The 8,765-nt window shown below is 61.2% G+C and carries 11 protein-coding genes, 1 tRNA gene and 1 pseudogene; 5 read left to right on the forward strand and 8 right to left on the reverse strand.

Features of this window, described 5'->3' with window-relative positions; genetic code table 11:
* Positions 1-1,578 (forward strand): Ig-like domain-containing protein (locus KBI52_RS03335; protein ID WP_210805288.1); only part of this gene is annotated, 1,578 nt, incomplete at its 5' end.
* 31 nt (positions 1,579-1,609) lie between these two features.
* On the opposite strand, the gene KBI52_RS03340 is transcribed toward KBI52_RS03335, so the two are convergent.
* On the reverse strand, positions 1,610-1,870 hold the full coding sequence (locus KBI52_RS03340; protein WP_210805290.1) for a hypothetical protein: 261 nt from the start codon (positions 1,868-1,870) through the stop codon (positions 1,610-1,612).
* A 519-nt stretch (positions 1,871-2,389) separates the two neighbouring features.
* Between KBI52_RS03340 and KBI52_RS03345 the strand changes: the two genes are divergently transcribed.
* From KBI52_RS03345 to KBI52_RS03355, 3 genes are all read left to right on the forward strand, one after another.
* Positions 2,390-2,806 carry a hypothetical protein gene (locus KBI52_RS03345; protein WP_210805292.1) on the forward strand — a complete coding sequence of 139 codons (417 nt, stop codon included), beginning with the start codon at positions 2,390-2,392 and terminating at the stop codon, positions 2,804-2,806.
* A complete protein-coding gene (locus KBI52_RS03350; protein WP_210805294.1) occupies positions 2,806-3,267 on the forward strand; it encodes a helix-turn-helix domain-containing protein in 462 nt (153 codons plus the stop codon). Before KBI52_RS03345 ends, KBI52_RS03350 begins: the two co-directional genes overlap by 1 nt.
* Before the next feature lie 543 nt (positions 3,268-3,810).
* A complete protein-coding gene (locus KBI52_RS03355) occupies positions 3,811-4,440 on the forward strand; it encodes a hypothetical protein (protein WP_210805296.1) in 630 nt (209 codons plus the stop codon).
* A 131-nt stretch (positions 4,441-4,571) separates the two neighbouring features.
* Here the strand turns inward: KBI52_RS03355 and KBI52_RS03360 are convergent.
* The 3 genes from KBI52_RS03360 to KBI52_RS03370 all read right to left on the reverse strand — a co-directional run bounded on the left by KBI52_RS03360 (position 4,572) and on the right by KBI52_RS03370 (position 5,999).
* Positions 4,572-4,648: transfer RNA gene (locus tag KBI52_RS03360), tRNA-Arg, on the reverse strand.
* Positions 4,649-4,782: 134 nt separating this feature from the next.
* Positions 4,783-5,463 carry a TerC family protein gene (locus tag KBI52_RS03365; protein WP_210805298.1) on the reverse strand — a complete coding sequence of 227 codons (681 nt, stop codon included), beginning with the start codon at positions 5,461-5,463 and terminating at the stop codon, positions 4,783-4,785.
* Between the two features lie 188 nt (positions 5,464-5,651).
* On the reverse strand, positions 5,652-5,999 hold the full coding sequence (locus KBI52_RS03370) for a hypothetical protein (RefSeq protein ID WP_210805300.1): 348 nt from the start codon (positions 5,997-5,999) through the stop codon (positions 5,652-5,654).
* A 217-nt stretch (positions 6,000-6,216) separates the two neighbouring features.
* Here KBI52_RS03370 and KBI52_RS03375 point away from each other — a divergent pair, with 217 nt between their 5' ends.
* Complete coding sequence (locus KBI52_RS03375; protein WP_173945201.1) at positions 6,217-6,636, forward strand: nuclear transport factor 2 family protein; 420 nt, start codon at positions 6,217-6,219, stop codon at positions 6,634-6,636.
* A gap of 21 nt (positions 6,637-6,657) precedes the next feature.
* On the opposite strand, the gene KBI52_RS03380 is transcribed toward KBI52_RS03375, so the two are convergent.
* The 4 genes and pseudogenes from KBI52_RS03380 to KBI52_RS33895 form a co-directional block, all read right to left on the reverse strand.
* Positions 6,658-7,407 carry a pseudouridine synthase gene (locus tag KBI52_RS03380; RefSeq protein WP_210805302.1) on the reverse strand — a complete coding sequence of 250 codons (750 nt, stop codon included), beginning with the start codon at positions 7,405-7,407 and terminating at the stop codon, positions 6,658-6,660.
* Positions 7,404-8,318 carry a class I SAM-dependent methyltransferase gene (locus KBI52_RS03385; protein ID WP_247654150.1) on the reverse strand — a complete coding sequence of 305 codons (915 nt, stop codon included), beginning with the start codon at positions 8,316-8,318 and terminating at the stop codon, positions 7,404-7,406. Before KBI52_RS03385 ends, KBI52_RS03380 begins: the two co-directional genes overlap by 4 nt.
* Positions 8,319-8,379: 61 nt before the next feature.
* Entirely contained in the window at positions 8,380-8,598 is a 219-nt protein-coding gene (locus KBI52_RS03390; RefSeq protein WP_173945203.1) for a hypothetical protein, read from the reverse strand.
* A gap of 89 nt (positions 8,599-8,687) precedes the next feature.
* Positions 8,688-8,765: pseudogene (locus tag KBI52_RS33895) on the reverse strand (cold-shock protein); the annotation flags it as partial.

An 8,765-nucleotide genomic window follows, 5' to 3' on the forward strand; every position in this document is an offset into this window, starting at 1 on the left:
ACGGAGCTGCAGATCGACACGGACGCCAACGGCAGCTTCGAGACGGTGGTGACGCTCACCGGCACAGTTGAGGGTGGCATCGTGCTCAGCTCCAGCGACGGCCTCTCCGGAAACGTGATCCGTGTTGGCCGCGTATTCGTGACGCCAAACGAGTCCGGGGGGAACAATATCGAGGTGATTGATCCAGCCGCGCTCGACAGCTCGTACGGCACCGATGGCACGGACACCGTCCTTTATGAGGGGACAAGTACTGTCGTTCTCCCGGAAAATGTCGAGAACGTGATGCTAACCGGGACAGCAAATAGCTCAGCCACAGGGAACAGCCTCAATAACACGCTCGTCGGCAACGAGGGATCCAACACTCTCTATGCTCAGGACGGCAATGACACTGTCCAAGGTGGCGCTGGCAACGACACTATCATCGGTGGATCAGGTCTCGGGGATGACGTCTATGATGGCGGGGCCGACAACGACGCCGTGACGTATACCAGCACCTCACTCGGCGTGACGGTGAACTTGGATACCGGGACGGCTACAGGTGAGCAGATTGGAACCGACACCCTTACCGGAATTGAGAATGTGGTGGGTGGTACGGGCGGTGATGCCATCACTGGGAACGGGCTTGCCAACCAGCTCACGGGAGGTGACGGCAACGATACAGTGACCGGCGGAGCGGGGAACGACTCGGTCGATGGCGGAGCCGGTACGGACCTCGCAGTCTACACAGGTGCACGCGCTGATTACAGCGTCGAGCAACTCGGGAATGGCTCGCTGCGGATTACTGATGCTCGGCCAGGTTCACCTGATGGAAGCGACACGGTTTCTGCTGTCGAGGTTTTCCGGTTCGGCAATCAGAACTACGCTGCTGCCAGCCTGTTGAATCACCCGCCGGTAACAACCGCCGATGCGTATACAGTCACGAAGAGCCAGACGCTCACCGTGGCCGCCAGTCAAGGAGTGCTCGCAAACGATACAGACCCGGATGGCCAGACCCTCAATGCAACTCTGGTCACGGGGCCCAAATCTGGTGTTCTCAATCTTGGAGCTGACGGCGCGTTCACCTACACGCCTAGCAAAAACTTCTCGGGTATTGACACCTTCACCTACACGGCCACGGATAATGCGGGTGGCACGAGCGCCGTGACCACGGTGTCGATCGGGGTGGTGGGGGGTGGTGGCGGCGATCCTCGCCCACCGTCAACCACTCCAACAGAAGGCGATGACGTCTTAACAGGAACCAGCAGGGCTGACACAATCAATGGTTTAGGGGGCAATGATCGGATCAGTGGTCTTGGGGGAGATGATCGCTTGACCGGTGGATTAGGGAACGACACCTTTGTGTTTGGCAGGAATGGTGGGGCGGACGTGATCACCGACTTCGCTCCTGGCCAAGGAATTGGCGACAGAGTGGAGTTGCCGGCAAATCTGCTTCCGGGTGTCGACACGTTTGCCGAGTTGCAGGCCTATATCAGCGACGTGAACGGCAACGCTGTCCTCAGTCTGGGCGGCAAAAACGCTGTCGTGTTTCAGGGGGTACTGAAGGCCCACCTTGCAGCCGACGACTTTCTATTCATCTAGTCCAAGAATGGGCCGACTCAGCCCCCATTCCCTATGCGGCAAGTAGGCATAGTGGAGGGGCTGAGCCGAGCCGTCGAGCACGACATCTCGCCGGGAGCGATGGTGATGGGGCGGCGGCGGTGCCGTCGTTGGTGAGCTGGATGTCGGTGGAGAGCTTGTAGACGCCGCCGCGCAGGTTGATGGTGTCGCCCGGCTTGGCGAGCTTGTGCGCGTACTCAAGAGAAGCAAACGGCTGCGCGGCCGTGCCGGCCCCGCCGTTCGACCCGGTCGTGGATACGTAATAAATAGTCATCTCTGAATTTCTCCCGATCAGTAAGTATTTTTCGATCGGAATGATAAGATGTACTTGATAGCATGATTTATTGTGCTCAATCGTGACCCGAACCTAAGATATAATTAGTGAATGTTTGGCGTTTATGTTCTGCAACCGATTAGTGTGTTTGTGTCATATCTATATTTATGCTGTGAGATATCTGGCATTAATCTATCGATCATGGAGAGAAGGATTTCTTTGTTCCAGTTTCGGAGACAGAGCCATTTGTGCGCGGACTGTTGAATTTTTTGCCCGCGCTAATGCACAGTGCGCAAACACATATCGTAGTATCGCGCAGTCTCTCATCCGCAGCACAGCGGACATCTGTCGGGCCTTTTGAATAGGTCGCGGCTGCCTGGCAGGGCTTGGGGAACCCCATCTACACGCCACTTCAGCAACAGAAGGCAACACAGTTAATGACGGACAAGTCACCGCAATAGACAATAAAATCAGAATGATGACATTTAGAACAAATATAGAACTTAGACGAGGCCGCCCATGACAGAGCAGTCATCACAGCTGGTCCAATACCGGAGCGCCTATACCGATCTGGCGCAGCGCCTGGCTCGCGCCGGTCTGAGCGAAGAAGGCATCGCTCAAGCACTCGGCGTGCCGGTTTACGCTCTGTACGAGTGGATCGAGACGAAGCCTGAGTTCGCCGCTGCGGTCGAGCAGGGATGGGTCGAGTTCAGGCTGCGCCCGCCGCGCTCTCCAAGCCGCTACAAGTACCCTGCATACACCTGGGCGCTCCAATTCGCCGCGAGGAACAAGCGGCCGCATATGGCCGCCGCCCTCAGGGCAAAGATGGCCGAGATGAAGGCCATCGGCCCGGAAGCTATGGCACGGTTCAATGACGAGCTCCGGGCGAGAGCCCTGAAAATTCAGCCCCTGCGCTATATCCCGGAGAGAGTTTGATGCCCGGAGGACGTCCACCCAAGTACGATCCGGCCTACCACCCCGTGCATGCCTACAAGCTTGCCCTCTTGTCCCACACCGACGAGGAGATGGCCGGGTTCTTCGAAATCCCGGTTGAAACATTCTATCGCTGGCAACGCGAGCATGAAGAGTTTCGTCAGGCAGTCTCGGCCGGGAAGGTTCCGGCCGATGCCGATGTCGCGGTCTCGTTCCACAGGCGCGCCACAGGCTATGATATCAAGACCGAGAAGATATTCTGCTTCCAGGGTGAGGTCATCCGGGCCGAGACCACGACACACGTTCCGCCCGATCCGGGCGCAGCGCTCAACTGGTTGAAGAACCGCCAGCCCGGCAAGTGGCGCGACAGGAAGAGCCTGGATCTGGAGGACGATGACGGTCAGGCCTTGGCCTTCCCAGTGGTGCGCGTGTTCGTCGAGAAACCTGAGGAGCCCAAGGAATGAGACCTATTGGCGCTATCGGCGCTATTGGCACAGCCTCCAGAGTTATGTGGCACGGCCTTCCGACTGGCCGCAGGAGATATCCTCTAAGCCTTTTTAGAAGCGTAGCTTGCCCGCATCAGGAGTAGAATTCCAAAGAACGTGAACAAGCTGGCCCGAGGTGCCACCATGTCCCGTCCTCGAATTCTCGTCGTGGCTCTCCTGGCTCTGGTACCTTTGGCTGGAACGGCGCAGGAATATGGACTGACGGACCAGCAGCGTCGCCAGCTTCATCTGCCCTACGTTAGGGCCGCGACAGACTGTTTGGCCCGGGCTATCGCCTCCAGCCCGGCAGCCTTAGACCATGCTCGCAGTAGCAAATGGTATGAGGCCTTGATAGCTGTGCAGGGTGTTTGCCGACCCTCATTAGTCGATATGGTTCGGGAGCATGACAGGCTTTATGGGCCCGGTACCGGAAACGTCTTCTTCAAGGGCCCCTATGCCGCAGACCTGCCAAGGGCGCTGTCTGGACGCCTAACATCTGCATTTGAGCGGCGCGCCCAGGATATGGCGAGGCTCGAAGAAGAAGCCAAGCAGAGGGCAGCAGCGACCCAGAAGGCCCAGGAACTGCTTCGTGACCGGCTCTACGAGTGTACGACCAAGCAGTTGATCCGGCTGGTGGGCTCATCCGAGCCCGCCGAGGTGCTCGCCAGTGCTGCATTGACGATCTGTGACCAAGAGGCCGACCAAGCGATCCGAGCCGGGATCGCATTGATGCGGGCGGAGGACCCGAATGTAACGGACGACACGCTCCAGCAGGTCGAGAGGGAAATGCGGGCTACGGTACGCCGGGAAGTCGTCACAAATGCAGTCCAGGTGCGGGCAGCGCGGGCAGCCGCGAATGCTTCTGACCAAAAGCCTCCCGAGAATGCAGCATTACACCCGCCTTCAGCGAGCCCCCAGGTGCCGATGCAGACACCGGACGAATGTATTAAGACTGCCAGCACACTGCGAGAGGGGAGGCTGGTCGATCAGGAGAAACTCGTCTCGCTGATGCTTGACCTATGTCGACCTGAGATCGAGAACGCGGCGCGCTCCGCCTTTCTGTCCGATCCAGCGACCTCTCTCGACGAGGCGCGAAGGAGCGCGGCTGCGGAGGCTTTAGCCTCCGCCAGACGATTCGTCGGCGTGCCTTAGCTAAATTCAGGCGAGAATGTCGAGAGTTGGAGACCTGAATGAAAAGCGCGAATGGGCTTCGGCTGCTTACCTATTGCTTACCCAGCTTTGGCAGGTAACGGCCACTAAGAACCTAAGTCTTTGAAAATGAATGGCGCACCCGACACGATTCGAACGTGTGACCTTTGCCTTCGGAGGGCAACGCTCTATCCAGCTGAGCTACGGGTGCTTGAGGCGCTGGGCCTGTTTCTTCCCTAGCCGATAACGGCCCGGAGGGCAACCTCTGCCGGCAGGGCAGTTGCAGCCGTCCCGAGGCAGGGACGGCCGCGAAGTCAGAATCCGGACGATCCAGCCTACGTGGCTTCAGGTCTCGTCAGCGGCTGCCCGCTGCCGGGAGACATAGCCGAGAGCGAGCACCAGGACGGCTCCCACGATGGCGGTGGGGATCTCGGCCTTGTGGCTGAGTTCCTGACCGAGACGTTCGATCAGCCACGGATCCGAGATCAGCATCTCTCCGGCCACCCAGCCCAGCAGGGCCGCGCCGGCCCAGACGAGAAGGGGCAGCCGGTCCAGAAGGGCCATGATAAGGGCCGCACCCGCCACGATAAGCGGGATGGAAATGGCGAGGCCGATGGCGAGAAGGGCTGTGGAATCCTGCGCCACCGCGGCAATCGCCAGGACGTTGTCGAGGCTCATGACAGCATCGGCGACCACCACGGTCCAGACCGCATGCCAGAGACGGTCGGTCTCCTTGACGCCACCTTCGTCATCGTCCCCGTTCAGGAGCTTCACGGCGATCCAGAGAAGGAGGAGGCCTCCGACGATTTTCAGGAACGGCGTCGCAAGGAGCGCCGCGACCAGGACCGTGAAGATAATCCGAAGGCCGACCGCGACGCCGGCACCCAGGATCATGCCGATCCGGCGTTTGTCTTCCGGCAGACCGCGGCAGGCGAGAGCAATGACCACGGCATTGTCGCCGGACAGGATGACGTTGATCCAGATGATGCCGAGGAGTTTGAGAACTTGGGGGAAAAGGGCTTCCATGACAGGGAACTTGTATGACGGTCGAGATCAGCGGCAACGGAGGTTCGCCCGCTGACCGGCGATGGTCGATGCAGGGGCGAAATTACGGTTGAAAGCCGTTCTCGAGGAACAGGAGGAGCGCCATTTCAGGCGCATGACGCAATCGACCGGAACCATTCGGACTAGCTTCCGGACAAGCCAGGCTGCGATCAAAGGGAAGGTGGACCGGTCGCGCGCAGAGATCCGAGAAGGTTGAAGTTGATGAACTGCCAGCGATCGATGGCAGCTCCCGGCCCTTGGCCGTTCATCAGGACGAGGCAGGCCACACCTGCAGACACGAAAGCCTCTAAGGTGCCGTCGCCGTCACTCCATTCCTCCGGACCATTCTCCCGCTCCGTCTCTCCGCTGTCGGACCAATCGATCAGCAGAAGAGCTTTCTCGAGCTGAAGGGGAAAAGGGGTCTCCGCACCCGCATGGTTCATCGCCGGCAGCCACGCCAGGAAAATCAGTCCGAGCAAGGCCTGCACGATGGCGAAAGAGATGCGAGGTCGGGCCAATGCTCTGTCCATCCGAGCGAACGGTACCCCAAGGTGGGGAACCTCTCTCCCTAACCCGACCGGAGGCCTCAGAGCAACCGAAGCGGGCGCATATGAGGTCCGCTTAGCGCCGGTCACGCTTGGGCTCCACCTGAAGAGACATTGCGCAGGCAGCAGATCCTGCCTCACCATGTCGCTCGGGCGACTCGCTCAAGGTTGCTTTCCATAGGAGAGCTCAATGGCAGCCCCGAATGACCATGTTTCCCTTCTTCGCCAAGCCTATGCCCGATGGGTGGAGACCAGCGGCCGCGACTGCGAATGCTGGATGAACATCATTGCCGATGATGTCACCCTCGGCTCCCTGGCGGAGGGTTCGCCGCAAGTGCCCTTCACGGCCCGCCGGACCAGCAAGGCGGGCGTGCGTGCCTATCTTGAGGACCTCATGCGCGACTGGGAGATGATCTCCCACGCCATGGACGAGTTCATCGCCCAGAACGATCGCGTGGCCGTGGTGGGACGGGTGGTCTGGCGCCACAAGGGAACGGGCAAGGTGGCAGACACCCGGAAGGTCGACATCTGGCGGTTCCATAACGGCAAGGCGGTCGATTTCGAGGAATACTATGACACCGCCGGGCTCATCGCCGCGGCGACATCGTAGGCGGGCCGAACGGACCCGTCCTCAATTGCCTGCGGGCCGGGGCAGCACCTGGGCGAGATCGGCCTCGCCGAGCAGGCGGTACTGTCCTGGCTCCAAGTCATCCGGGAGGGTCAGGCCGCCGATCCGATCACGGTGCAGGGCCATGACGTGGTTTCCGAGAGCGGCGAACATGCGCCGGACCTGATGGTAGCGGCCTTCCGTCAGAATCAGGTAGGCGCTGGTGCTGGAGATCACCTCCAGGCCGGCCGGCAGGAGGGGCTTGTCCTCGTTCTCGAGCATCAGGGTCCCGGCCGCGAAGATCTCCGCCTCGTCGCCTCGCAGTGGACGGTCAAGCGTGACGCGGTAGCGCTTGGAGATGTTTGCCCGGGGCGAGATGATCCGGTGCAGCAGGGTACCGTCGTCGGTCATGAGCAGAAGCCCCGACGTGTCCTTGTCGAGCCGTCCGATCGTCGAGATAGCCGGGTCGCGCCGGCGCCAGCGGTCCGGCAGGAGGCCATAGACCAGGGGACCGGCCTCCTTGTGCGAGCAGGTGACGCCCAGAGGCTTGTGCAGCATCAGCGCCAGGCCGGGGGGCGGGTCGAGCGGCTTGCCCCGGATGCGCATCCGCTCCGAGAGGTCGCGCGTCACGGCGATGCGCTGATCGGAATCCTCGATCTCAATCCCGTCCAGGGTGACCAGCCCTGCATCGACCAGTGACTGGACCTCGCGGCGCGAGCCATAGCCCATATTGGCCAGAAGCCTGTCGAGGCGCAGCGTCGGAACCTTGCTCATCTGACGGCCTCGTAGATCTTGTAGCCGTTCGCCTCGACCTTCGGCGCCACGCGCTTGAACAGGCTTTTCAAGACGGCCTCGTAGGGGAGATGCCGGTTGGCGACAAGCCAGAGAACCCCGCCCGGCCGGAGAGCCTCCGCGGCCCGGCGGATGAAAGCCTGTCCGAGGCTTTGATCCTCAACGCCGCCATCGTGGAACGGCGGATTCATCACCACGAAATCAAGGCCGTTCAGGTCGATGCCGCTGCGGATATCGGTCCAGCGAACCTCAGCCCGCGGATCCTCGACGTTGCGCCGGGCCATATCGACGGCGCGACGGTCGATGTCGATCAGGGTCAGGCGTTCGACCTTGGGGGAGGCCAGGACGGTTCGGGCGAGAGTGCCGATGCCACAGCCGAAATCTGCCCCCCGCCCGTTCAGAACCGGCAGGGTCTGCTCCAGGAGGACGCTGCCGGGATCAGGGCGGTTCCAGCTGAAGACACCGGGCCATGTCCAGAGACCCAAGGTTTCGTCGACCCGGGGGCTGCCCTCCGCCAGAGCATCCTCGAGCCCCGGCGGATGCGCGGGCCCTGTGCCAGTGCAGATGCGGTGATGGCGACGAGACGTCTCGGCCACGTCGCAGCCGAAACCCTTGAGCTCCTTGCCGATCCGCGAACCGCCTTTGTCCTTGGGCGCAAGAACCGTCAGGGACCCGCCGGGCGCAAGCGCCCGCAGGGCCAGGGCGACGGTGTAGCGTCGTTCCACCGTTCCAGGTGGGGCCAGCACGATCAAGCGATCGAGAGAGCCCTCGTCCTGTTGCTCCAGTCGCTCGGAACCGGGGATCAGGGGCGAGAACTGGATGGCCCCTGCCGGGACCTCAGCCAGTTCGGCCGGAGGCGTCCCATAGACGCCGCTTGGTTTCGTGTCTTGCAAGGTAGCTGAGTCCACGCTGAACGCCGGCGTTCTTAATATGCCGCGATCTGGAAGGTAAGACTCAATGACTGTGCCCGGCCTGCTTTGTCCCGACAGCGCGGATTTCCGATTCTCCGACCGCACGCTGGGTGCCGCTCAGGGTGTCACGGATCCTATAGCCCAGCTCGCCCGCGCTGTTCTCGGGCATCAGGCGAACGATCTCATAGGTCCCGCTCGTGCGATCGGCGAAATGGGCTGCAGCGGCATGAACCAGTTGGCCCATCGAATATTTATGACCCACGGGAGACTCCTTCAGAAGAAAAAGCAAAAAGCCGCCCTCGAGGGGCGGCTTCGGGAGGCGGCCCGGAGGCCAAGCCTGTTCAACCGACATTAGGCCGTTTGAATGTTGTTGACGGCGACTTTGCCGGAGCGGCGGTCCTCGGCGGTGTCGAAGGAGACCTTCTGGCC

It is taken from the genome of Microvirga sp. HBU67558 (genome assembly GCF_018069605.1).
In the GTDB taxonomy this organism is placed as follows: domain Bacteria; phylum Pseudomonadota; class Alphaproteobacteria; order Rhizobiales; family Beijerinckiaceae; genus Microvirga; species Microvirga terrae.